Consider the following 23,401-nt stretch of genomic DNA (forward strand, 5'->3'; position numbering starts at 1 on the left):
GAACAGCTGTGCTTGCAAAGCAGAATGCGTATGCTATCCAGAATGATTTCATTGTTTCACCTCTCTAAAATTCATCTCTATATTTACGTAAAAACTCATATGCTTTCGGACCGTCAAACGACCAGTTGCGTTTGTTTCCTTTCGGATAACTAGCAATGCCTTCACTTTCTAAAATCTTTCTGAACTTAGGATTGAATAATATCTTGTCATCCACACTGTTATTTGATTTGAATGGCGAATGATCAATGAACTCTTTTTTAGACCATGTCGCTTTCTGTTGGTTCATCAACAACTGTGTGTGAATATCTTTTTCAATCAATACATATTCTTCTGGGATGTTGATTTGCACACTGAGTGATTGTGTCATTTGTGTATGCTCCTTTCTGCTATACTCCTTATTAGGAGGTGATTTTATGGATTGGAATGAATTTGAAAAGTTTTTTAGAAAAGTAACAAATGAAATAGATGAACAATTCGATCCCAACAGTGAGTACTTCAAAAATACTGTTGACCAACTAAAAGCAAATTCGAATGGTCAATTCTCAGATGAGTATATCTATTTACTTGCATTGCATGAATGTTCTAAAAAACATAACGAAACACTTATTTACAGTGTTGTTCATAAGTTTTTAAAAGAAGAATAGAATCTTTCACTCTTCCTTTATCAATAGGTAAAACAATACTAGTTTCCTCATTCTGCTCACTGCCATGAGTAGTTTGAGGTTTTTTATTTTCTTCTTCCATGTTGCTTCCTCCTTTAATTCCGCTCGATTGTGGGTTTTGATATAATCACCTAGGGAGGTGATTATATATGAGTTTTAAAATGTACTATTACTTGTTTTCGATTTACCTTAAAGGAAAGTTGAAATACAAAGATAATAGAGACATTGAACGTTTATTAAATAAAGACTACATACACCAAGTAATTGTAGATTTTGATGGTTACTTTCCTATTCATGATGACTATGCTTATATTACTGATGAAGGTAGAGAATTCTTCGAAAACTTTAATTTAAAATTTGCAATACCGCTGCTACTGTCGATATTGTCATTGCTAGTATCGATAACAGCACTGGTAATTTCGATTGTGTTTTAACCTCTTCTGTCGGTCGGTTATTTTCTTTTAAACACTTTATGAGATAGCCGACTGACCGATTGAAATCAGGGTCTCTTTCTTCCATTGCGATCATCAGTAAATTTGCAATGGTCATTCGATAATTGCTGTCATTCAACATTGACAAAATCTTCTTTTTTTCCTCTTCGTTCATAGTTTCCTCCTTAATCACGCTCGATTGTGGGTAGGATGTTGTTATCTTTAAGCAAGTCGTAAATAAACAATCTGCCCTTTTGCGTCCATTTAGTATTCATACGTACTGATGTGCTACCGTCTTTATGTTCAATTTCTGTAGTTGATGAATGTGTGTAGCCTTTATCGTGTAAGTTTGAATAAAGTAACCATTGTCCTGATTGCTTGTATTGTACTTTTAATTCATGCAACAACTTGTTTAGTGCTTGAGCTGACATACCATAGTCCTTTGCAATCTGACCTACTGTCACTAAACTTTTGTTGTTTAAAATCGTGTCTAAGTAAGATGCTTTAGGTTCATATTCAGCAATCTTTTGTTTTTGCATGTTGTTTTCAAGTTGTAACTGTTGTTTCTCTTTCTGCTCTTCAATCCACAATTCAGCACGCTTAACTGGATCTTCAATCATGTAGCTCGCTGTCGGTTCTGCAATTTGACGTTCCATTTCATTAAACTTGTTAATATAAGCCATTTTGAAATCGTTGTGACCTTGAATGTTGAACATGTAGAGAGTGAAACCGTCTTTAGTTAAGAGATATTCCTTTTGTTTTCGTCCACGTGAATCTTTATAGTTACTAGGAACAATTAATGCACTCACATTTGAGGACATTAAAATTTGCTCTAAATCACGTTTTACATTGTCATGTCTTCTCTTTAATTCATTTGCTACTACTCGACTAGAAACGACTGCTCCCAATTCCGAGTTGTTTTCAATTTGTATTTCTTGTAATGCTTGCATATTGTTCATGCTCCTTTCTGCTATACTCCTTATAAGGAGGTGATAATATATGAGTTATAAAGAATTAAAGTGTATTGACACTTTGCTTAAATTAATCAGCAATGATCTAAAATTGGATTTTTCATACAAAATAATTTGTAAATGGAATAATCAGTTTGTAACACTAGATCTTGTGATTCCATTTGAATGGAATGATGAGTTTTATCTTTCAGAACCTAAAACTATCGCTTCACTTTCAGATGATAAAACGAAGTTTTATACGGAAGTTAACTCTCAATACAATATGGTGAAAGAAAAATTCAAATTTAAGCAGTTGATAAATCATTACAAAAACCAAGAAACTAATTATTTAATGCTTTATCTTTTAGAAAATAATGATTTTTACGAATTTGATATGAATTGCTCTGATTATGCATATAACATCCAATCTCTAGATAAAAGCTGGAATATGCCAATCATAAAAATTGATGATGATTTAGAATTCATTTCTTTACATTTGGTAAAACATGAACAAAATTAGATTCGAATTGTAACTTTGCATGAACGAGATTTAGGACCGCGTATGCTTCCTCATACGTTGGTTCTTTTTTCTTTATTGCTTGAAGAATTTCATTAGCTAACTCTTGGTGTTCTTGTGAGTAAAATTCTTCGAATGCTTGTTCTTTCAATGTATAAACCTTAAAAATTTGACTTCTACTTAATTTTTGATCTTGCATGTGATTTCCTCCTTTAAGTTGTTTGTTTGATTGTGGGTAGGATGTTGTTACTTGTTTGGTTCAGTCATTTATACTCCTCCTAAATTAGCTTCATAACCGAAGTCAGTCATGATTTCGTGTATTTTCAATCTACCTTTTTGAGTCCATCTGGTTTGCAAAACTGTATCCTCTCTACCGTCAGAACGTACAATTGGTATAGTGTCTGATTCTGTATAGCTTTTGCCCATATGCTCTGAGTAAAGAACCCACTGTTTGTTCACTTTTCGTTGTAATCTAGCTTCATGCAGCAACTTATTTAACTTTTGCGCTGAAATACCGTAGTCTGCTGCGATTTGTGTTGTAGCCAATGTCCCAGTTGACTTCAATATTTCATCAACATAGTCTGCTTTGGGTTTTAGCTCTCCGATTTCTTGTTGTAAAAGTAAATTTTGTTCTTTTTCTTTCTTATACTCAGTCAACACTGTAATGATGTAATCCGGATTCTGTAACGTTTGTTCAATTACGCTGTCTGTTGCGTAGATTCCATGTTTGCGAATTGCTGGTAGAACTTCTGATGTTACCCATCTTTTGAAGCGTTTTGCTGATTCTAATTTTGATGAGAAGATTAAACTGTATAATCCTGATTCGTTGATGAGGGTTACACTTCTTTTCTGACCTGCGTAGTCAATTTGGCTACGCAGCTTATCTTCCGTATCAACCTTTTTATTGATTGCTCCTCGATAATCCTCGTATCCTAAAATTTGTGCTACATCATTTCCTACAAAATACGGTTCATCGTCTACTGTTAATGTTCTTACTGGTAGTTCTTCGAAATTAAAAATTTGTAGTTCTTGCATTGTTTATCCTCCTATTAAGTTGATACTTTTTGTTTATCGCCTACCAAAACGTATTTAAAATACGATTCTTCTTTTAAAAAAATAATCTCATCGATGGAGACATTAAGTGCTTTTGCTATTTTAAAAGCATCTTTAGGTTTAATCATTTCAGGGTTATTTTCCCAAATATTATATGTTGATGGAGAAATACCAATAACTTTAGCTAACTCTGGTTGTGTGTATTTTTTTCTAGATCTCCATTCTTTCAACGTAAGTTCTGTCATGTTTGTCACCTCTTTCTCTCAAGCTCTGACCAAAGTATATCGCATTTAAAATACGCTTGCAAGTGTTTTTTGTAAAAACTTTTAACTTTTTCGTAAATAAATTTCGAAATAACGTATTTTAAGTATTGCAATTATGATTTTTCATAGTATAATAATAAGTGTCAAAAACATCACATATAAGGAAGGTAATTAAAATGGCTTTCAAAAATTCCATCAAAGAAATAAGACTTAAAAATAAACTTTCAAAGGTTGAAATGGCAAAAAAACTAGATGTTTCTGAAGGTACAATAAGAATGTGGGAAAATGGCAAGAACGAACCTAGAATGGGGATGGTAGAAAAAATCTCAAGCTTGTTTAATGTTTCTAAAGGTTATCTTTTAGGAGAAATTGATAGCGTAGCTTTACCTGAATTCGAACAAGATATTGAACTTTCTTATTACGGTAAAGTTTCTGCAGGTAATTTTGAAGAAGTGGCAGTTGAATCATCTAAAATTAAAGCTCCTTCTTCAATATTCAAAGGACGCAAACCAAGCGAATGTATTGCTTTACAAATTAATGGAGACAGTATGAATAAAATCCTCGCTAATGGTTCATACATAGTCGTACATGATTATAGAATCAATCAAGATTACAAATTAAATAGTAATGATATTTTAGTATTGCGCATTGGTGGAGAATACACTGTAAAACGCGTTAGACGTACCGAAACAAAGTTGCATTTAGATCCAGTAAGTTATTCGGACGAATTTAAAACGAATTCATTTGATTTAGAATCTGTGGATGAAATAGAGGTAATTGGAAAAGTGATTTATAACTATCAAATATTTGAGTAAAGTTGAATTACCTGCTTTAAAAGCTAGTTTATAAACCATTGCTTCTGGTATGAAATCGCCTTTCCCAACTTCTTGGGAAAGATATTTTCTTAAATATTTATTGAAGGAGAAACAAAAATGAAAATCAAACTATTAGGAACATTAGCACTATCATCTGTATTATTACTCACAGCATGTGGGCAAGAAGAAGAAAAGAAAGAGAAAGACAATAAAACAGAAACAACTAAGAAAGAAGAGCAAAAGAAAACGGATGAAACACAAACATACGAAGATGTACAAAATAATAATCAACAAGAAACAAATAATAATATTTCTGCTCAAGATGCAGAACAAATTGTTTCGAATTATTATATAAATAGAGGTTCTAATGGTCTGCAAGCTTTTGAATTCAAAACAAATATGGCCAGAAGTAATGATAATGAGTATTACGTTGAACACCTTGTTCGAGATGCTGCTGGAACACCTGTAAAATTTTGTGCTGTTGTTAATAGAAGAACAGGAGTAGTTGTTGATAGATTTAATGATATGAGCGAAGAAGAAATGGCAGAATTTGAGGAATTCAAAAAAAGGAGCCCTAAATACCGTAGTTCTGATGAAAAGGAAAATACCGAACAAGAGAATTCTCAGCCTGTGGAACAACAAGAAGAAGCTAATAACCCTGATATAGAGCAACCTAAAAATGAAGAAAGTAGCATGAATACACCTTCTGATGAAGAAATCAAAGAATGATAGAGTCAGCAAAGCTCACTACACAGTTTACAATCAGCATCATCTCAGCCCCCCTCCACTCTGGGGCGAAGGAGGTAAGAAATGGAATTTAAAAATTGGAAAGTTAATCTTAATGGAAAAGGTTCATACAATATTGTAACTAATGAAGATACTTTGTTAGTTTTACAAAATTATCAACACCTTGAAATAGCTTTAAAATTTGAAAACGAAAATATTCAAGTTAAATCTCTAGGATACGGACAAAACTTGAATATCAACCCTGTTACAAAAGAGATAACTATAAATGTAACTGATTTATTAGAAGATGATGAGTAGGTTAAAGGAGGTTGAGGGATGAAAAGAGATGAATTATTACGTGTTTCAAATAAAAATTTTAAATACGCACAAGATAGTGGTATGAAAAAATATAAATTTATGGATTCTTGGTGTTTCGAATACTCCAAATTTTTAAGAAATGAAGTAAATAACACAAAAAGTCATCAAAGACGAAAATATAAAACCTATAAACGAGGTTCGATTGTTTATGCTAAATTAGGAATTAATATTGGTAATGAGTTTTCTGGGAATCATTTTTGTGTTGTTTTAGACAAAAAAGATAACCGTTTTAATTCTACATTAACTGTAATTCCTCTGACTTCAAAAAATAATAAGTTTAACACCTTAGTCGAAGAAGACTTAATACAAATATTTAGTAAGTATATTAATAATCAATATCAAACTTTAGCTAATAACCTTTTGTCGATTGCACAACAACATTCAAGTGTTGAATCTTTGAAAGATTCTTCTGTAAAAGAAGCCATCAGAGAGAACGAACATACATTTCAAAAGATGCAAGAATTAGAAAAGAGATACGAGAGATATAGTGACAAAAAGACATACGCTAATATAAATCAAATTACTAACATAAGCAAAGATAGAATCAATGTGCTAAATGAATATGATCCTATTGGTCAATTGCATTATAGTGAACATACATTAAATCAAATAGATAGAGCCATAGTGAAACAATTTACTAACATTAAACTTGAATAGTTGCTGATTTCCTGTTAATATAATTATAGATTAATCCTTGAAAAAGAGGACTTTACATTATATCAACCCTTGAAAGAGAGGGCTCACAGGAAGTGCACTTGTACTTCCTGTTTTTTTATACATTTTTTCAGGGTACACCACCGTACCCTTATTATTTTTTTTACCTTTTTTGAGGAGGAATGCATTATGCGAATGAGACAATACGAAAAAGGCAAATGGCAATATGAATTTAAATATAATAACAAACGCTACCGTAAAAAAGGATTCCGTACTAAAAAAGAAGCTGAATACGCAGGTATAGAGAAGTTGAATGAATTACAACAAGGCTATTCCCCTGATAACACTTTGACATTACATCAATACTTAACGCAGTGGGTTATTACCTATAAACGTAACTCAGTATCAAAATCAACGTATGGTGGTTATAAAAGTAATTTGAAAATATTAAAATCATTCAAAATAGCAGATATACCGATAGCAAAATTGACACGTCTTGATGTTCAGAACTTCCTTACTGCGTACACAGAGACACGCAGTCAAGTGACGGGCAGAAAAATGCGATCATTACTTAAAACCTCATTAGATGATGCAGTATATGACGGGTTAATCAAACGTAATCCTGTGTATAGAATTACATTCAAAGCAGGTCATGAGCCTAAAAAAGAAACAGACAAGTTCATCAGCATAGAAGAGTATAAGCGGTTAAAAAATAAACTGATGCAAAGTAATAAAAGAATGGATTTGATTTTATTTATCATGATTTGTACCGGTTGTCGTGTGAGTGGTGCAATCAATATGAAATCGAGTTATATAGGTAAAGACCTTTATATTGATGAGCAGAAAACTGATTCTTCCCCACGCTATGTGGACGTAGCAAAAGAAGATATGCAGCATATCAGAAAAGTGATTGCTACATGGGCTATCAGTATGGACGGTTATATTTTTAAAGATAGAGGAATACTTCCGAGAGTAAAAAGAGTGAATGCAAGACTTGGAGAGTTATGCGAAGAATTGGATATAAAAAAGATAACTACTCATGCGCTGCGTCATACACACTGTAGTTATCTATTATCACAAGGTGTTTCTATTCAATATATCAGTAAACGTTTAGGACATAAAAATATGCGTATCACATTGGAAGTGTACTCTCATTTATTAGAGGAGCAATTTGACGAAGAGAATAACCAAGCAATTGAAGTTTTAGGGACTCTTTAGGGACTTAACCCCTATAAACTCGCGTGGTTACAACCATGATTTTTGCCTTGTGAGAATAAGTTCACAACGGTGTCATCGAATTCTACAATTGTTCCTTTCATTTGGAAACCGTTTAATAAGAAAACAGTTAACTCCTCTTTGCTGTCTTTAAAACCTTGTAGAAAATTCTCTTGGATGCTTTTATCATTCATGATTGCATTCTCTCCTTTTTTTTATTTATGTGGGCAGTAATGTCATCTAGAATCAATGGAAGTGGCTGTTGCTCTCTATCAAACCATTGCACATTCATTTTATTTTTGAACCAAGTCATTTGACGTTTTGCGTAATTTCTTGAGTGTTGTTTTAACTTGTCAACTGCTTGTTCAATCGAAATGTCTTGATCAATAGCAGGAATCAACTCTTTATATCCTATTGCTTGCATGCTCTGACAATTTGTAAAACCCTGTCTCAGCAGTTGCTCTACTTCATTAATTAAACCCGCTTTCATCATATGATCAACACGATTGTTTATTCGTTGATACATAGTTTCACGCGACGTTTCTACCCCTATTAATAATGTATCATAATTTTCTGTATATTGTTGAACTTTTTTGCGATTACTTAATTTTTTTTTCGTTTTTAAGTAATATTCAACCGCTCTCAACACTCTTTTACGGTTATTCGGGTGAATATCCGCTGCAGACTCCGCATCAAAGCTTGCGAGATATTGATGTAACGCTTCATTAGACAAGCTTTCTAATTCCTCCAGCTTTTCACGTACAGCACGTGCTGTTTCTTCAGAAACTTCTTCTTTATCAAATGGATAGTTATAAATTAGTGATTGAATATAAAGACCCGTACCTCCAGCGATAATTGGAACTTTACCGCGCGCTGTGATGTCTTTAATTAATGCTTCAGCACGAACTTTGAAGTCATATGCTGAAAATGATTCATCTGGATTTAAAATATCAATAAGATAATGAGGGATATTTTGCATCTCTTCAGGCGTAGCTTTAGCTGTCCCAATGTCCATGCCTTTATAAACCTGCATTGAATCACCGCTGATAATTTCACCATCAACTTTTTTCGCAAGTTCAATGCTTAATTCAGTTTTCCCTACCGCTGTTGGTCCTACAATGACAACGAGTAAGGGTTTTGTGTTGTTGCTCATATTAATCCCCCTGCTTATATTTGTTAAGGATATTTTTCTTAATCCAGTCATACATGTTATTCCATGTTTGATGATAGTCTTCTTCAAACAGAATTTCATGTCGCTTATTACGATAAAGTTGTACCGTAATGTGTTTTACACCATTTTTCTTCATTGCCACACCCAGTCTGCGAATACCTTTGCCATAGTCTCCAAATGCATCATCTTTACCAGAAATTAATAAGACTGGTAAATCTGCATTCATCTTTTTGATTTCTTTTGGTGTGCTGGTTTTCATCATTTCATTCAGCGTTTCATAAATAATCTGATTTGAGACTAAGAATCCGCAATACTGATCAGAACAATATCTATCAACTTCCTCTCTTTGTGTTGATAACCAATCATTCTCAGTTTGCACGTTCTGAATTCCTCGATTGAATGGCCTGAAAGCTAGACGGTTGACCCATCTGAGTCTTCTGCGTTTGCCAAATACAATCGTGATTATTTTCATTAATAATGTCAAAATTTTACCTTTTAATTTCGGGAACAATCCTGTACCTGTCAAAATCAAACCTTGCGACATATCAGGATACATTTCAACATATTTACGTGCAATAATCGATCCCATTGAATGGCCGAGCACAATATAAGGCAGTTCATCTCTTTCTGGATATAACGTTTGCGCAATTTCATAAGCATCCGCCGCAACATTTTCAATACTGTCATAATGCCCTCTTGTGCTTTCGTCTATATCCTTACCATGACCTCGATGATTGTGACGAATCACATCATAGCCTTGTTGGTTGAGCGATTCGACAAATGTATCATAACGTCCCATATGTTCAGCCATACCATGAAAAATATGTACAATACCAATTCGTGTTTTATTCGCTTTATCTAATTTAACTTCAATATTTGTACCATCTTCAACTGTTACCTTAAATGTGTTAGGACACATTGACTACACTCCCGTCTAACTTTTTATTATTCTAAGATGCCTTCACTAGATGTCTTACCCTTCTATTATAAAACAGACCCCAAATTCTTGAAATAGGCTTTCATTTACCTAAATAGTAAAAAAACTGCACTCTTTAATAATATGATAACAAAAATGAGCTGGAACTTCGTCCCAACTCATTTTGATACTCTATTTTGCTTTATTCAGCAGGTTGATTATTCGCAGTTCTTGCTTCATTAATCGCTTCTTCTAATTCTTCTGTATACAATGAACGTTGAATTTCATCATAGTTTAATAGTTGTGCTAATACATCTACAACCGCTTCTTTATATTTCAAGACATCTTCAATATCGAAGTACAACATACCTGTTCTGCGGATTAAGAAATCTGTTGGTTTATAAACCATTTCATTTTGAATACCATAAACCAATTCAGCATAGATTTCTAATGGCAATCCTGAGTTTTGATATTGAGCCGTATGCGCAATTTTGTATATTTTATCTGCGTTCGAGCCATAACGTTGTGCAATATCTTCAGCAGTTTTTGCGTCAATTTGATATTTCTTAGCTTCAGCTACTTTTTCTTCTACAAAGTGATCGAAATTCGCACTGCCGCCGACATCTCCGCCTGAAATTGTCAGATGTTTTGTTTCGCACGGACCGAATTTCTTACCAAAGTCTTGTTGTAAACGTTTTGCTAATAAGTCCACAATGCCTTTTGCCATATGACGATAACCTGTTAATTTACCGCCCGCAATTGTTAATAGGCCAGATTTACCTTCCCAGATTTCATCTTTACGTGAAATTTCAGATGGGTCTTTACCTTCTTCTAAAATCAATGGTCTGATACCTGCCCAAGATGATTCGATATCTTTATCTGTTATATCTAATCCTGGGAACATATAGTTCACTGCATCGACTAGGTAATCACGGTCTTCTTGTGTTGGTAGTGGTGACGCTTTGTCATTGTTATAGAATGTGTCAGTTGTGCCGATATACGCTTTACCTTCACGAGGAATCGCAAAGATCATTCTGCCGTCTGATTTTGTATCGAAGTAAACCGCTTGTTGTAATGGGAATTTAGATTGATCGATAACAATATGCACACCTTTAGTTAAGCGTAATTGTTTATTGTTTCTAGAATAATCAGCACCTCTGACTTCATCTACCCATGGGCCACTGGCATTAATAACTTTTTTAGCGTGAATGGTATAAGCTTCATCTGTCAACATGTCAGTCACTTGAATGCCATTTACTTTTTCGTTGTCATTGTATGTGAAATTCATTGATTTCGTATAGTTAAGAATATCTGCACCTTTTTCCGCTGCACGTTTCATGACTTCAATTGTTAAACGTGCATCATCTGTACGATATTCTACATAGTAACCGCCGCCTTTTAGGCCTTTCTTTTTAACTAATGGTTCTTTTTCTAATGTTTCTTTTTTGTTCAACATTTTCTTGCGTTCTGATTTTTTAACCCCTGCTAAACGGTCATACATTGCTAAACCAATAGAAGTTGTAAATTTACCGAATGTACCGCCTTTATGCATCGGTAACAACATCCATTCCGGTGTTGTTACATGCGGACCATTTTCATAAACAATCGCACGTTCACGTCCAGTTTCTGCTACAACCCCGACTTGAAATTGTTTTAAGTAGCGTAAACCGCCATGAACTAATTTAGTAGAACGAGAACTTGTTCCTTGCGCAAAGTCTTGCATTTCTACTAATGCCACTTTCATACCGCGGTCTGCCGCATCTAACGCAATGCCGGCACCTGTAATACCACCGCCGATGATAACGACATCATATTCTTCCTCTTTCAATCTTCCTTTAATTACATCTCTGTTTAATGTTGATAAACTCATTGAACAACGCCTCCTAAAATATTCTGTTATGAATGCATGAGACAAGTCGAGATGCGAATTTAACGCAAAATAAATTAAAAAATGAGAGACCTATCCCATACATTAAAAATGGTGTGAACAGTTCTCTCATTCTCGAGTCATAGATATTAACTTGTCTTTAGTATAACATAGTTAGAAATCAGTCGTCTAATTAGTCGTCCAGCTTGAAGACTTGTGTTGCTTCTACAGCTTTTTTCCAACCTTTATATAATTTTTCTCTTTCTTTTTCATCCATTTCAGGCTCGAAAGCTTGATCTAATTTCCAACGGTTCGCAATTTCTGCTTTACTATCCCAGAAACCTACCGCAAGTCCTGCAAGATAAGCAGCGCCTAACGCAGTCGTTTCATTGATTTCAGGACGTTCTACTGTAATATTTTGAATGTCTGCTTGGAACTGCATTAAGAAGTTGTTCTTAACAGCACCACCATCTACACGGATATTCTTCACTTCAATACCTGAGTCTTGAATCATCGCTTCAACCACATCACGTGTTTGGTAACAAATAGATTCTAACGTTGCTCTGATAAAGTGTTCTTTCTCAGTCGCACGTGTAATACCGAATACTGCACCACGCGCATTCGCATCCCAGTAAGGTGTACCGAGTCCAACAAACGCCGGTACCACATAAACACCATCACTTGATTCAATACGGTTCGCATAGTTTTCAGATTCAGGTGCTGAGTTAATCATACGTAAACCATCTCGCAACCATTGAATAGCTGAGCCAGAGACGAAAATAGAACCTTCTAATGCATAATTCACTTCGCCATCTAAGCCGAATGCGATTGTTGTTAATAAACCGTTATCCGATTGAATCGCTTCTTTACCAGTGTTCATTAACATGAATCCACCTGTACCGTACGTGTTTTTCACTTCACCACGTTCGAAGCATGCTTGTCCGAATAAGGCTGCTTGCTGATCACCTGCGATTCCCGCAATCGGTACTTCTTGTCCGAAGAAATGATAATCTTTTGTTTTCGCATAAATCTCACTTGATTCATGAACTTCCGGCAACATTTGTTTTGGAATATCTAGAATTTCTAATAATTCATCATCCCATTTTAAGTCATGAATATTGTAAATTAATGTACGGCTGGCATTCGTATAATCCGTCACATGCGCAGCGCCCCCTGATAATTTCCAGACAATCCATGAATCTACTGTACCGAATAATAAATCACCGTTTTCAGCTTTTTCTCTTGCGCCTTCCACATTGTCTAAAATCCATTTGATTTTAGTACCAGAGAAATATGGATCAAGAACTAAACCTGTTTTCTCACGGAAGGTATCTTCATAACCTTGATCACGTAATGATTGTACAATATCTTGTGTTTGACGAGATTGCCACACAATCGCATTATAAATCGGACGACCAGTATGTTTATCCCAAATGATAGTTGTTTCCCTTTGGTTTGTAATACCGATACCGCTGATTTGATGCGGATAAATATTATCGTCATTCAACACTGTCGCAATGACAGACAACACGGATGTCCAAATTTCATTCGCATCATGTTCCACCCAACCTAAATGTGGGAAATGTTGTGTGAATTCACGTTGTGCTGTTGAGACAATTTCTCCTTCTTTATTGAATAATATTGCACGTGTACTTGTAGTACCTTGGTCTATTGACATAATATATCTTTCCATAGTAAGCCACTCCTTAACCCTGATTTTAACATGTTATTAATGTTTTAACTGTTCCCCCGAATTATCTAAGCCTGCAAACACTTTGATTAGTAAATCGTACCAATGTCTTTCTTATCGATTTTATTTAAGACAACACCTAAAATTAAAGTTGCTGCAGTTAATAAAATCGCCACAACAGATAATGCATCAAATGTTTCTTTATAAGCTACACGGTAAATACAAGCACCTAACATACCGCCTGCAATTGGACCTAGCACAGGCACAATCGCATAAGACCAATTTGAATTACCTTTACCTGCAATCGGTAATAATGCGTGCGCAATACGCGGACCTAAATCACGCGCTGGATTAATCGCATAACCAGTCGGACCGCCTAAACTTAAACCAATTGCCACAATCAAACCACCGACAATAATCGGATTTAAGCCTTCAGTGAACTTATTAATACCAATAAATAATAAGCCTAATGTTAGTGCTGCTGTACCGATAATTTCACTGAAAAAGTTAGCGTAGTAGTTTTTGATACCTGGTGCTGTACAAAACACTGCTAATTTTGCCCCTTGATCTTCAGTCACTTTCCAGTGCGGTAAATACATTAACCAAACTAAAAAGCCTCCGACAATACCGCCGAGCATTTGACAGATGATATAACCTGGCACTTTGTACCATTCAATACCGCCATCCATCGCAAAAGCAACCGTCACAGCTGGATTTAAATGTGCACCTGAAAAAGTTCCGACTGCATAAACACCTAGTGTTACCGCAAGCCCCCAACCAAGCGAAATATTAATCCAATCACTGCCTAAACCTTTTGATTTTGCTAAGTTCAAATTGGCAACCACGCCGCCCCCAAATAAAATCAGAATGGCTGTCCCTAGAAATTCCGCAAAATATGGACTCATCTTAATTCACTCCTTAAAAAAAGACAAAAAGACTCCTACATAATTGAATACAATGTAGAAGTCTCCTATCTCTATCAATATTTATATTAACTTATTAACAGAATATCTTTTTATGAAAGCGTTGTCAATAATTATTCACAATTTCACAAAATTACGTTCCAAAAATTTACCATAATGTTTTATTGCTCGTTGTAACATATTCCGCACCACTTGTTACGGCTTCTTGTACTTCTTCTTCTAAATCAATCAGCCCGCCAGCAATCACAGGTGTCTTTGTTTCATCATAGATTTTCTGTATTACCTTGCTTGCAACTCCAGGTAATACTTCCACAAAATCCGGCTTTACTTGTTGGATTAAAGCAATACTACGTTTAAGCGCATGACTATCGATAATAAAGACACGTAAAATTGTCGTTACTTTTAATGTCTTTGCTTTTTTAATCACTTTAGGTTTCGTCGACACAATGCCTTTCGGCTTGAATTTTTGAATTAAATACTCACAACCGAACTCATCGTGCGCAATACCTCTTGTTAAATCCACATGAATATACATTTCCATGCGATGTTGTTTCAATAAATCAGTAATACTTTGTAAATGACCAATATGCGCATCTAATAACACGCAAGTAGGATAATCCGTTTTCACCAATTTTTCTAAATCGCGCATTTCACGGATTGCAGGTAAAATGTGTGGTTTCAAGCTCATATCTCCTTTACTGGATACGTTTGAATAAACGCTCCATTTCATAATTTGAAAAACTGATGATAATCGGACGACCATGCGGACAAGTAAATGGATCTTCCATTTCTCTCAACTGATCAATTAAGTCCGCCATTTCATGATTTCGTAAATAATGATTGGCTTTAATAGATTTTTTACAGCTCATCATGATGGCCGCTTCTTCTCTAATCTTCTTAATCTCTACTTTTTTATGTTCTAACACATACTCTACCATATCTTGAATAATCTCTTCTGCCTCTGCTTTAGGGAACCAGACAGGATAACTATTCACGATATAGTCATGCGCACCGAACGGTTCTAAATGTACCCCTACTTTATCTAATTCATCCTTGAACTCATCAATAATCATTTGCTCATCTTTTGAAAAATGGAACGTTAACGGTATTAATAAATTCTGAACTTCATTCGTTACTTCTCCAATTTTCTCACGGAAATACTCATATTTAATGCGTTCTTGTGCTGCATGCTGGTCAATCATAAACATGCCAGTCTCATTTTGCGCAATAATATATGTCCCATGAACTTGGCCAACTACTTCCATGTAAGGCACACGATGTTTAGGTTGCGCGTTTTGTGTTTCACGAACATCTGGCGTTGGTTGCGCATCATACGCTGCTTCTTCTGGTGTATGTGTTGTAGCTTCATTTTCATTTAATAATGCATCGTCATTATCAGATTGATTATCTTTTTCTTCTAAATCAGACAACATTGCTTTTTGCATCTCTTGATACGCTTGATAATCTGAAGTTGATGTATTCTTTTCAGAGACCTGTTCATTGGAAACTTCTGGCTCTGATTCAGTAGTAGGCAAATCATTCGAAGTTTGAGTAGATTGTTGCTGGTTTCTTTTTTCAAAATCTAATTTCTGTTGTTCAAATGATTCCAACACTTTGTTCTTTTTATACAATTTATTTTCATCATTATGTGGAATTAAGACTTTATCTTTAAACGCATCTCTAATTTTTTCTACAATTAAATCATATAATTGTTCTTCTTTAGAAAGTCTGACTTCTAATTTTGTAGGATGCACATTGACGTCTACTAAAATTGGATCCATTTCAATATTGATATAACAAATAGGATAACGGCCGATTGTCAGCAACGTATGATACCCTTCTAAAATGGCTTTATTTAAAATGAAATTCTTAATATAACGTCCATTGATAAAAATAGAAATATAGTGACGGTTACTACGTGAATGTTCTGGTTTAGCGACATAACCTTCTAGGTGGTAATCACTCGTATCACCTGTAATATGTACTAAATCTTTAGCCACTTTCATACCGTATATTTCTGCCATCACTTCATTCGTACGTCCAGAACCATTTGTTTTAATCAGCACTTTGCCATCTGAAACTAAAGTGAAACGCACATCTGGATGACTCATGGCCATACGGTTGACGATATCTGTAATCTTGCCTAATTCTGTATACAAGCTCTTCACATATTTCAAACGTGCTGGCGTATTATAAAACAAGGATTCTACTAAAATATCTGTCCCTTGTTTCGCTTTCGCCGGCTTTTGGTTTAAAATTGCGCCATCTTCTGCATAAATTTCATGACCGTTTTGTCCGTCTGTACATGTTTTTAATGTCACTTTTGCTACAGAAGAAATACTGGCCAAGGCTTCACCACGAAAGCCTAATGTTCTTATATGGAATAAGTCGTTATCTTCACTTAACTTACTCGTCGCATGACGATGAAAGACTAACTTCAAGTCATCTTCCTCTATACCTGTTCCATTATCTACAACACGAATAGATTCAATGCCAGACTGTTTAACTTCTATATTAATTTCACTTGCTTGTGCATCAAGGGCATTTTCGAGTAATTCTTTGACGACTGATCCAGGACGTTCTACGACTTCACCCGCCGCAATTTTATTAGCGAGTGAAGTTTGTAATTCTTTAATTTTGCCCATGATTCGTCACCTCTATTTTAATTGATTTTGTAATTCGTTTAATTTAATCAATGCTTCAAGCGGTGTCATATTAGAAATATTAAGTTGTTTCAATTCCGCTTCTATCGCACTTTCTTTCGGCGCACTATCAAATAAGTCAAAGGTACCTTGGAAGAACTCTGCTTCATTTCCTTTAGACTGTTTTGTTTCTTCTGTGCTTTCAGCCACCTGCATTTCTGATGTTTCATTCGTCGGAATATGCGGCTGTGGTTTATCTTTTGCTTCAAAGGCATCTAAAATCACTTGTGCACGGTCAATCACTTCATCAGGTAAGTCTGCTAATTTCGCAACTTGAATACCATAACTGTCATCTACTGCACCCTCTTTAACTTTATGCAGGAAGATCAATTCGCCTTGATATTCATTTGCTGCGACATGTACATTTTTAAGACATGGTAACGATTGATCTAATGTTGTCAGCTCATGGTAGTGAGTAGAGAATAAAGTCTTCGCATGAGACGTTTGTGCTACATATTCAATCATGGCTTGAGCTAATGCTAAACCATCAAATGTAGAAGTACCACGACCGATTTCATCGAAGATAATCAAGCTGTCTTCAGTCGCATAAGTCAAGGCTTTTTGTGCTTCTAACATTTCTACCATGAACGTACTTTTACCTGAAACTAAATCATCCGCTGCACCGATACGCGTAAAGATTTGGTCAAAAATCGGTAAGACCGCTTCACCACATGGAACATATGCCCCCATTTGCGCCATAATACTGATAATCGCAATTTGACGCATATATGTTGATTTACCTGACATATTCGGTCCAGTAATTAAGTAAATAAATTGTTCGTCATCTAAGTAACAATCATTAGGTACATAATCATTATAATCCATCACACGTTCTACCACTGGATGGCGTGAATCGACTAAGTTCAATGTTTTATCTTCACTGAACTCAGGTCTGACGTAGTTATATTTTTGCGCGATTTCCGCAAAACTTTGAAGACAGTCAATTTCTGAAATTAATTTTGCTTGTTTTTGAAGACGTTCAGTATAAGTTTTAACTGCTTCTCTCAATTTCACAAATAACTGGTACTCTAATTCAACCGCTTTATCTTCTGCGCCTAAAATCAAATCTTCTTTTTCTTTTAATTCGTCAGTAATAAAACGTTCCGCATTCGATAAAGTTTGTTTACGTGTATAGCCATAATCAGCAGGTTCAAAGTCTTTTAGATTCGCACGCGTAATTTCGATAAAGTAACCGAATACTTTGTTGAAGCTGATTTTTAATGAGCGAATGCCAGTGCGTTCTCGTTCTTTTGCTTGAAGTTGCGCAAGCCATTGTTTCCCATTAATTGACGCTTCTAAATATTCATCAAGCTGTTCATTGAAGCCTTGTTTAAATAAGCCACCATCTTTTACAGAAATCGGAGGCTCTTCCACGATACTTTGTTCTAATAAATCGAGTAAATCATCTAAAGGTTCTAGCTGTCTGAATTGTTCTGGCAGCTGTTGGTCAAATTCATCTAGTAAAGCTTTGATATTCGGAATTTCAGATATTGAGTGCTTCAATTGGATTAAATCACGTGCATTGACGTTACCATAACTGACACGTCCCACAAGGCGTTCAATATCATAGACTTGGTTTAAGTAATTACGGAGTGTATCACGTTCGATGAAGCGGTCTATCAATTGAGACACTGCATCTAAACGTTCATTAATAGCTTGTTTATAAATTAATGGTCGATCTATCCATTGTTTTAAACGACGTGCTCCCATCGGAGTTTTCGTTTCATCCATCAACCATAATAAAGTACCTTTTTTAGACTTCAAACGGATACTTTCTGTTAACTCTAAATTACGTTTCGCATAATAATCCATTTTCATAAAGTCTACTGCTTCGTACACTTTGACATCTTCAATATGATCTAAGTTTCGTTTTTGTGTGTGATGAATGTAATCTAATAAGACTTGTACAGCACGATGCATCAAGTCATCTTCTACTTGATTCACTGGATAGTCTTGATTCGTGATATCATCTACAACAGTCAACGTTTCAGTCGCAAGCGACATTTGTTGTTTTAAGTTTTCTTCTACTGTTTCTGCTGTCACAATTTCATTTGGATTAATCGTTGTGATTTCATTCAGCAACATACTTTCATCTTTAAAGTGTGTCACTTTTAATTCACCCGTAGAAACATCGCAATAACTTAACGCAATGTCACCATTTTCTCTGACGAAGCTTAAAATATAGTTGTTTTGTTTCTCATCAACACCGCCCTGGTTCATAATCGTACCAGGTGTAACGACGCGGATGACTTCACGGCGTACCATGCCTTTTGTAACCTTCGGATCTTCCATTTGTTCACAAATAGCCACTTTATAGCCGTTATCAATTAAAGTTTCGATATAGCTTTCTGCTGAATGATACGGCACCCCGCACATGGGTATCGGATTTTCTTTTTTCGCATCACGCTTCGTCAACGTGATTTCTAACACTTTCGATGCGACTTTAGCATCTTCATAAAACATTTCATAAAAATCGCCTAGTCTGAAAAACAGTAAGCAGTCTTGATATTGTGATTTAATTTTTAAATATTGCTGCATCATCGGCGTTACATTTGTCATGATTTTCAATCATTCCTTCTAATTTTAGGTTTAATCATTATAAGTGATTGTATAGGAAATTCATATTCTTTTCACTTGTCTTAACTCATCTATTTTAACAAATTATGTTCTCACAAACGAGTATCGTCTTTACACTGTAATTTTAATCTAATTTTAAAAATAATAATAAATCATAAAACCATAGTTAACTTTTATAAACTTATAGTAAATATGTGCAATTCTCCTTAAAACTTAAGCTATCATGAAAATATCTTAAACAAAGGAGCATAAATACATATGAAAATTAAATCAACTGTTTTTTCTACTCTCATGATTTCTACTGCACTTCTCGCAACTTCCCAAGCTTCTTATGCGAACACTGACACTATCGGTCCAGCTTCAAATGCGCATAATCAGTCTACAAAAAACATGTCGAATCATCCGCATAACATCTTAAATCAAAATGTTTCAATCGCACATCGTGGCGCGAGTGGTTATGCACCTGAACATACTTTCTTCGCATATGACAAAGCGAAACATGAACTTAACGCAGACTATATTGAATTGGATTTACAGATGACTAAAGACGGCAATCTTATCGCGATGCATGATGAAACGGTAGATCGTACAACTGGTGGAAAATTCCATGGTCCCGTCAAAAATTATACGACAGAACAACTGAAACAAATGGATGTCGGTACTTGGTTTAACGTTGAAAATCCACAATATGCGGAACCTGAATATGAAGGCGCAAAAATTCCGACGCTTGACGAGATTTTAAATCGTTATGGTCAAGATACTAATTATTATATCGAGACAAAGTCACCAGATGTGTATCCAGGTATGGAAGAAAAATTACTTCAAACACTGAATCAACATGGCTTATTAACTCCTGCAAAACTAAAAAACGGACAAGTTGTGATTCAAAGCTTCTCACAAGAAAGTTTACTGAAGATGCAACGCTTAAATAACCATATTCCGCTTATTCAACTAACAGATGTTGGTCAATTATCTGCTTATACTGATCAACAACTAGACTTTATTTCATCTTATGCACAAGGTGTCGGCCCTGAATATCATGATGCGACACCACAAAATGTCGACAAAGCACATCGTCACGACTTACTTGTTCATCCATATACAGTAAATACACAACCAGAGATGCAAGCATTGCTGAATGCAGGTGTAGATGGTGCATTTTCAAACTATATTGATCAGTATATTCAGTTACGTGATCAAAAATAGTACTAATTGACCACATATAGTTATTTCATGTATGAGATTCTAACAGTTTACTAGTATTTTCTTTCTATGACTAAAACAATATTTAGTTATAAAAACCACAAGATATAACAATGACCCCATTCACTTCATTTAAGAAACGAATGGGGTCTTATTTATTAATCTTTAGGCAACCAACGAGAGAGTTTGCCTTTTTTAAATAATATCATTAATACAACATAGCTGATGAAAGCACCGACAGCACTTGAAGTAATAAAGGCTGCCATTAAAGGTTTAATCGCAAAATGTTGTAAACCGAGTACGAATGCTAATGGAATACACATAAAACTTCCGATTAATCCTGTACCGATGACTTCACCGATAGCTGCCATAAATAAATGTTTACGGTAGCGGTAAAGTGCACTTGCCAACAATACACCAATCATACTGCCAGGAAACGCAAAAGCAGATCCTGTGCCGAACATCATTCTAATTACAGAAGATAGAAAGGCTTGTGCCAATCCAAACCACGGTCCTACAAATACAGCACATAGCACATTAATCATATGCTGAATCGGTGCTGCTTTAATCGGTCCAATAGGGATAACAATCAAACTGCTTAAAACCACATTAATGGCGATAAACATTGAAGTCAGTGTAAGTTTTCTTACATTCACAATAAAAAACGCCCTTTCACTTATAATTTAAAGTTACTGCTTGTGGTGCGCTGCATTTAACTGATCAGCCATCGTATTAATCATCATCTGCAATAAATCATTCGCATCTGCTTGGGCATCACGAAACTCTGTCACAATCGGCAACGCATTGATTTTTTGTTGAATCTCCGCAATCTCTGCTTCACTACGCTTGAAAGCTTCCATTTTGCCGTAGTTCTGCAAATTGACTGATTGCTTTTGTCGTTGTTTCAAATCAGCCATCCACGCATCGATATGATGATTACGATGTATTTGTTGTTCAACTTTTTGATATTCTTTAACGGTTTCTAAAGCTTTTATTTGATCACTGAGTGCTTGTGCCTTAGCGATAATCTCTGCTTTATCGTACATTATGCTTCAACCGCTTCAGCTTCCACAATATTTAAGAATGTACCGTTTAAAGAATATTGTTTCGCTTCATCAATTTTCACTTTCACTAATTGACCAATTGCTTCTTTAGGTCCTCTGAAATTGACAAGTTTGTTTTTCTCAGTATAACCTGCTAAAACATTTTCATCTTTTTTACTGCTGCCTTCACATAGTACAGTGACCACTTCACCTTCGTATGCTTTTAAGGCACGTTCTGAATAATAACCGACTTTTTTATTCAAACGTTGTAATCGTTCTTTCTTCACTTCAGTTGCCACGTTATCTTTCATACGTGCTGCTGGTGTACCATCACGTTGTGAATAAAGGTACGTATACGCATGTTCGAATTCAACTTCATCATATAGTGATAAAGTCTCTTCAAATTGTTCTTCAGTTTCATTTGGATAACCGACAATGATATCTGTTGTTAACGCAACATCTGGAATTGCTGCTTTGATACGATTTACTAAATCTAAATAACTTTCACGTGTATATTTACGTCCCATAATTTTAAGTACGGCATCATTACCTGATTGTACCGGTAAATGAATGTGTGGAACAATATTGCCGCCTTTGGCAATAACTTCAATCATGTGGTCTGTGAAGTCCCATGGATGACTTGTTGTGAAGCGAACACGTGGAATATCAATTTTAGCGATATCTTCAAATAAATCGCCTAAACCATATTCAATATCTTGTAAGTCCTTGCCATATGAGTTAACATTTTGTCCTAATAATGTAATCTCTTTATAACCTTGACGTGCTAAATCACGGACTTCTTCAATAATGTCTTCTGGTCTACGGCTACGTTCTTTACCGCGTGTAAACGGAACAATACAATATGTACAGAACTTATCACAACCGTACATAATATTGACCCAAGCTTTGAAATAATCATCACGTACTTTAGGCAAGTTTTCAATAACATCGCCTTCTTTTGACCATACATCAATGACCATTGCTTTAGATAAATAAGCTTCTTCTAAAATTTCAGGCAACTTATGAATATTATGCGTACCGAAAATCATGTCCACATTTTGGAATGATTTTAAGATTTTATTTACAACTGATTCTTCTTGTGACATACAACCGCAAACGCCGATTAAGCAATCTGGACGATCACGTTTTAAATGTTTTAAATTACCGATTTCACTGAACACTTTATTCTCCGCATTCTCACGGATTGCACAAGTATTCAGTAAAATAACATCCGCTTTCAACATGTCGTCTGCTAACGTATAACCAAGTGCCTCAAAAATACCTGCCATTACTTCTGTGTCATGTGCGTTCATTTGACAACCGTATGTTTTAATAAAGAACGTACGGCCTTTACCCATATCTTTAAACTTTTCATCTATTTGGAAATCACGATTATATTTTACTTCTTCTTTACCGCGTTTTTTGGCTTCTTTTAAACTAGGAGGTTGATACACTGTTTCGAAGTACTGACTATAATCTTTTTCTTTTTTATTTCGTTGAGCAATGACGTCTAAAGAACCTGCTTTTCTTTGTTCTTCATTCACTTCGCAAAATCCTTTCTATATCCCCGATTTATCATTATTACATTATATATGGTTTATCATAAAAGTGCAAAATGATTCTTGTTCTCATAAGAAAAAGCCGG

Annotated in this window: 26 protein-coding genes and 2 pseudogenes; 8 read left to right on the forward strand and 20 right to left on the reverse strand. The window is 35.1% G+C overall.

The window, feature by feature from the left end; genetic code table 11:
• Nucleotides 1-64: 64 nt before the first annotated feature.
• Nucleotides 65-367, reverse strand: a complete 303-nt coding sequence (locus HMPREF3270_RS06060) for a DUF771 domain-containing protein (RefSeq protein ID WP_015978144.1) — start codon at nucleotides 365-367, stop codon at nucleotides 65-67.
• A gap of 46 nt (nucleotides 368-413) precedes the next feature.
• On the opposite strand from HMPREF3270_RS06060, the gene HMPREF3270_RS06065 reads away from it, so the two are divergent.
• A complete protein-coding gene (locus HMPREF3270_RS06065; protein ID WP_015978143.1) occupies nucleotides 414-644 on the forward strand; it encodes a hypothetical protein in 231 nt (76 codons plus the stop codon).
• On the opposite strand, the gene HMPREF3270_RS13920 is transcribed toward HMPREF3270_RS06065, so the two are convergent.
• The 3 genes from HMPREF3270_RS13920 to HMPREF3270_RS06075 form a co-directional block, all read right to left on the reverse strand.
• Nucleotides 604-744: a hypothetical protein gene (locus HMPREF3270_RS13920; RefSeq protein ID WP_015978164.1), complete on the reverse strand. Its 141-nt coding sequence runs from the start codon at nucleotides 742-744 to the stop codon at nucleotides 604-606. The genes HMPREF3270_RS06065 and HMPREF3270_RS13920 overlap by 41 nt on opposite strands.
• A 263-nt stretch (nucleotides 745-1,007) precedes the next feature.
• Complete coding sequence (locus HMPREF3270_RS06070; RefSeq protein ID WP_070867201.1) at nucleotides 1,008-1,268, reverse strand: hypothetical protein; 261 nt, start codon at nucleotides 1,266-1,268, stop codon at nucleotides 1,008-1,010.
• Between the two features lie 10 nt (nucleotides 1,269-1,278).
• Nucleotides 1,279-2,043 carry a phage antirepressor KilAC domain-containing protein gene (locus tag HMPREF3270_RS06075; protein WP_070867202.1) on the reverse strand — a complete coding sequence of 255 codons (765 nt, stop codon included), beginning with the start codon at nucleotides 2,041-2,043 and terminating at the stop codon, nucleotides 1,279-1,281.
• A gap of 49 nt (nucleotides 2,044-2,092) precedes the next feature.
• Between HMPREF3270_RS06075 and HMPREF3270_RS06080 the strand changes: the two genes are divergently transcribed.
• Entirely contained in the window at nucleotides 2,093-2,563 is a 471-nt protein-coding gene (locus HMPREF3270_RS06080; protein WP_070867203.1) for a hypothetical protein, read from the forward strand.
• Here HMPREF3270_RS06080 and HMPREF3270_RS06085 read toward each other — a convergent pair.
• The 3 genes from HMPREF3270_RS06085 to HMPREF3270_RS06095 all read right to left on the reverse strand — a co-directional run bounded on the left by HMPREF3270_RS06085 (nucleotide 2,526) and on the right by HMPREF3270_RS06095 (nucleotide 3,858).
• Nucleotides 2,526-2,759 carry a hypothetical protein gene (locus HMPREF3270_RS06085; RefSeq protein ID WP_070867204.1) on the reverse strand — a complete coding sequence of 78 codons (234 nt, stop codon included), beginning with the start codon at nucleotides 2,757-2,759 and terminating at the stop codon, nucleotides 2,526-2,528. The two genes, HMPREF3270_RS06080 and HMPREF3270_RS06085, sit on opposite strands and share 38 nt — an antisense overlap.
• 68 nt (nucleotides 2,760-2,827) lie before the next feature.
• Nucleotides 2,828-3,595: a phage antirepressor gene (locus HMPREF3270_RS06090; protein WP_070867205.1), complete on the reverse strand. Its 768-nt coding sequence runs from the start codon at nucleotides 3,593-3,595 to the stop codon at nucleotides 2,828-2,830.
• A 14-nt stretch (nucleotides 3,596-3,609) separates the two neighbouring features.
• Nucleotides 3,610-3,858, reverse strand: coding sequence for a helix-turn-helix transcriptional regulator (locus HMPREF3270_RS06095; RefSeq protein ID WP_070848526.1), 249 nt, complete (start codon nucleotides 3,856-3,858; stop codon nucleotides 3,610-3,612).
• 194 nt (nucleotides 3,859-4,052) lie between these two features.
• Between HMPREF3270_RS06095 and HMPREF3270_RS06100 the strand changes: the two genes are divergently transcribed.
• A complete protein-coding gene (locus HMPREF3270_RS06100; RefSeq protein WP_070867206.1) occupies nucleotides 4,053-4,691 on the forward strand; it encodes a S24 family peptidase in 639 nt (212 codons plus the stop codon).
• Here the strand turns inward: HMPREF3270_RS06100 and HMPREF3270_RS13735 are convergent.
• A pseudogene (locus HMPREF3270_RS13735) lies at nucleotides 4,680-4,799 on the reverse strand (phage antirepressor Ant); the annotation flags it as partial. The gene HMPREF3270_RS06100 and the pseudogene HMPREF3270_RS13735 overlap by 12 nt on opposite strands.
• Before the next feature lie 9 nt (nucleotides 4,800-4,808).
• On the opposite strand from HMPREF3270_RS13735, the pseudogene HMPREF3270_RS13515 reads away from it, so the two are divergent.
• The 4 genes and pseudogenes from HMPREF3270_RS13515 to HMPREF3270_RS06120 form a co-directional block, all read left to right on the forward strand.
• A pseudogene (locus HMPREF3270_RS13515) lies at nucleotides 4,809-5,348 on the forward strand (hypothetical protein); the annotation flags it as partial.
• Between the two features lie 153 nt (nucleotides 5,349-5,501).
• Entirely contained in the window at nucleotides 5,502-5,735 is a 234-nt protein-coding gene (locus HMPREF3270_RS06110; protein WP_070867207.1) for a hypothetical protein, read from the forward strand.
• An 18-nt stretch (nucleotides 5,736-5,753) separates the two neighbouring features.
• The gene (locus HMPREF3270_RS06115; protein WP_070867208.1) at nucleotides 5,754-6,452 is read left to right on the forward strand and encodes a type II toxin-antitoxin system PemK/MazF family toxin; all 699 of its coding nucleotides are present in this window, start codon (nucleotides 5,754-5,756) and stop codon (nucleotides 6,450-6,452) included.
• A gap of 186 nt (nucleotides 6,453-6,638) precedes the next feature.
• Nucleotides 6,639-7,667, forward strand: a complete 1,029-nt coding sequence (locus HMPREF3270_RS06120; RefSeq protein ID WP_070843601.1) for a site-specific integrase — start codon at nucleotides 6,639-6,641, stop codon at nucleotides 7,665-7,667.
• A gap of 11 nt (nucleotides 7,668-7,678) precedes the next feature.
• Here the strand turns inward: HMPREF3270_RS06120 and HMPREF3270_RS06125 are convergent, their stop codons facing one another.
• The 9 genes from HMPREF3270_RS06125 to mutS all read right to left on the reverse strand — a co-directional run bounded on the left by HMPREF3270_RS06125 (nucleotide 7,679) and on the right by mutS (nucleotide 19,492).
• Complete coding sequence (locus tag HMPREF3270_RS06125; protein WP_002480758.1) at nucleotides 7,679-7,858, reverse strand: RNA chaperone Hfq; 180 nt, start codon at nucleotides 7,856-7,858, stop codon at nucleotides 7,679-7,681.
• Nucleotides 7,855-8,817, reverse strand: a complete 963-nt coding sequence (gene miaA, locus HMPREF3270_RS06130; protein WP_070848269.1) for a tRNA (adenosine(37)-N6)-dimethylallyltransferase MiaA — start codon at nucleotides 8,815-8,817, stop codon at nucleotides 7,855-7,857. Before miaA ends, HMPREF3270_RS06125 begins: the two co-directional genes overlap by 4 nt.
• 1 nt (nucleotide 8,818) lies before the next feature.
• Entirely contained in the window at nucleotides 8,819-9,754 is a 936-nt protein-coding gene (locus HMPREF3270_RS06135; RefSeq protein ID WP_070848268.1) for an alpha/beta hydrolase, read from the reverse strand.
• Between the two features lie 199 nt (nucleotides 9,755-9,953).
• Nucleotides 9,954-11,621 (reverse strand): glycerol-3-phosphate dehydrogenase/oxidase, encoded by a 1,668-nt coding sequence (locus HMPREF3270_RS06140; protein WP_070848267.1) that lies wholly within the window; start codon nucleotides 11,619-11,621, stop codon nucleotides 9,954-9,956.
• A 190-nt stretch (nucleotides 11,622-11,811) separates the two neighbouring features.
• Entirely contained in the window at nucleotides 11,812-13,311 is a 1,500-nt protein-coding gene (gene glpK / locus HMPREF3270_RS06145) for a glycerol kinase GlpK (RefSeq protein WP_002480754.1), read from the reverse strand.
• Between the two features lie 86 nt (nucleotides 13,312-13,397).
• On the reverse strand, nucleotides 13,398-14,213 hold the full coding sequence (locus HMPREF3270_RS06150) for an MIP/aquaporin family protein (RefSeq protein ID WP_070848266.1): 816 nt from the start codon (nucleotides 14,211-14,213) through the stop codon (nucleotides 13,398-13,400).
• A 166-nt stretch (nucleotides 14,214-14,379) separates the two neighbouring features.
• Complete coding sequence (locus tag HMPREF3270_RS06155) at nucleotides 14,380-14,913, reverse strand: glycerol-3-phosphate responsive antiterminator (protein ID WP_023015659.1); 534 nt, start codon at nucleotides 14,911-14,913, stop codon at nucleotides 14,380-14,382.
• Between the two features lie 13 nt (nucleotides 14,914-14,926).
• Nucleotides 14,927-16,876: a DNA mismatch repair endonuclease MutL gene (gene mutL / locus HMPREF3270_RS06160; RefSeq protein ID WP_070867209.1), complete on the reverse strand. Its 1,950-nt coding sequence runs from the start codon at nucleotides 16,874-16,876 to the stop codon at nucleotides 14,927-14,929.
• 12 nt (nucleotides 16,877-16,888) lie between these two features.
• Nucleotides 16,889-19,492 (reverse strand): DNA mismatch repair protein MutS, encoded by a 2,604-nt coding sequence (mutS, locus tag HMPREF3270_RS06165; RefSeq protein WP_070848280.1) that lies wholly within the window; start codon nucleotides 19,490-19,492, stop codon nucleotides 16,889-16,891.
• A gap of 276 nt (nucleotides 19,493-19,768) precedes the next feature.
• On the opposite strand from mutS, the gene HMPREF3270_RS06170 reads away from it, so the two are divergent.
• Entirely contained in the window at nucleotides 19,769-20,716 is a 948-nt protein-coding gene (locus HMPREF3270_RS06170; RefSeq protein ID WP_070848264.1) for a glycerophosphodiester phosphodiesterase, read from the forward strand.
• Nucleotides 20,717-20,871: 155 nt separating this feature from the next.
• Here the strand turns inward: HMPREF3270_RS06170 and thiW are convergent, their stop codons facing one another.
• The 3 genes from thiW to miaB are packed head-to-tail and all read right to left on the reverse strand — an operon-like array spanning nucleotide 20,872 to nucleotide 23,300.
• Nucleotides 20,872-21,369 carry an energy coupling factor transporter S component ThiW gene (gene thiW / locus HMPREF3270_RS06175; RefSeq protein ID WP_002480748.1) on the reverse strand — a complete coding sequence of 166 codons (498 nt, stop codon included), beginning with the start codon at nucleotides 21,367-21,369 and terminating at the stop codon, nucleotides 20,872-20,874.
• A 33-nt stretch (nucleotides 21,370-21,402) separates the two neighbouring features.
• Entirely contained in the window at nucleotides 21,403-21,759 is a 357-nt protein-coding gene (locus tag HMPREF3270_RS06180) for a YlbF/YmcA family competence regulator (protein ID WP_002480747.1), read from the reverse strand.
• On the reverse strand, nucleotides 21,759-23,300 hold the full coding sequence (gene miaB / locus HMPREF3270_RS06185) for a tRNA (N6-isopentenyl adenosine(37)-C2)-methylthiotransferase MiaB (RefSeq protein ID WP_002480746.1): 1,542 nt from the start codon (nucleotides 23,298-23,300) through the stop codon (nucleotides 21,759-21,761). Before miaB ends, HMPREF3270_RS06180 begins: the two co-directional genes overlap by 1 nt.
• Nucleotides 23,301-23,401: the final 101 nt, after the last annotated feature.

It is taken from the genome of Staphylococcus sp. HMSC65H10, from assembly GCF_001839185.1.
GTDB classification, from domain to species: domain Bacteria; phylum Bacillota; class Bacilli; order Staphylococcales; family Staphylococcaceae; genus Staphylococcus; species Staphylococcus simulans.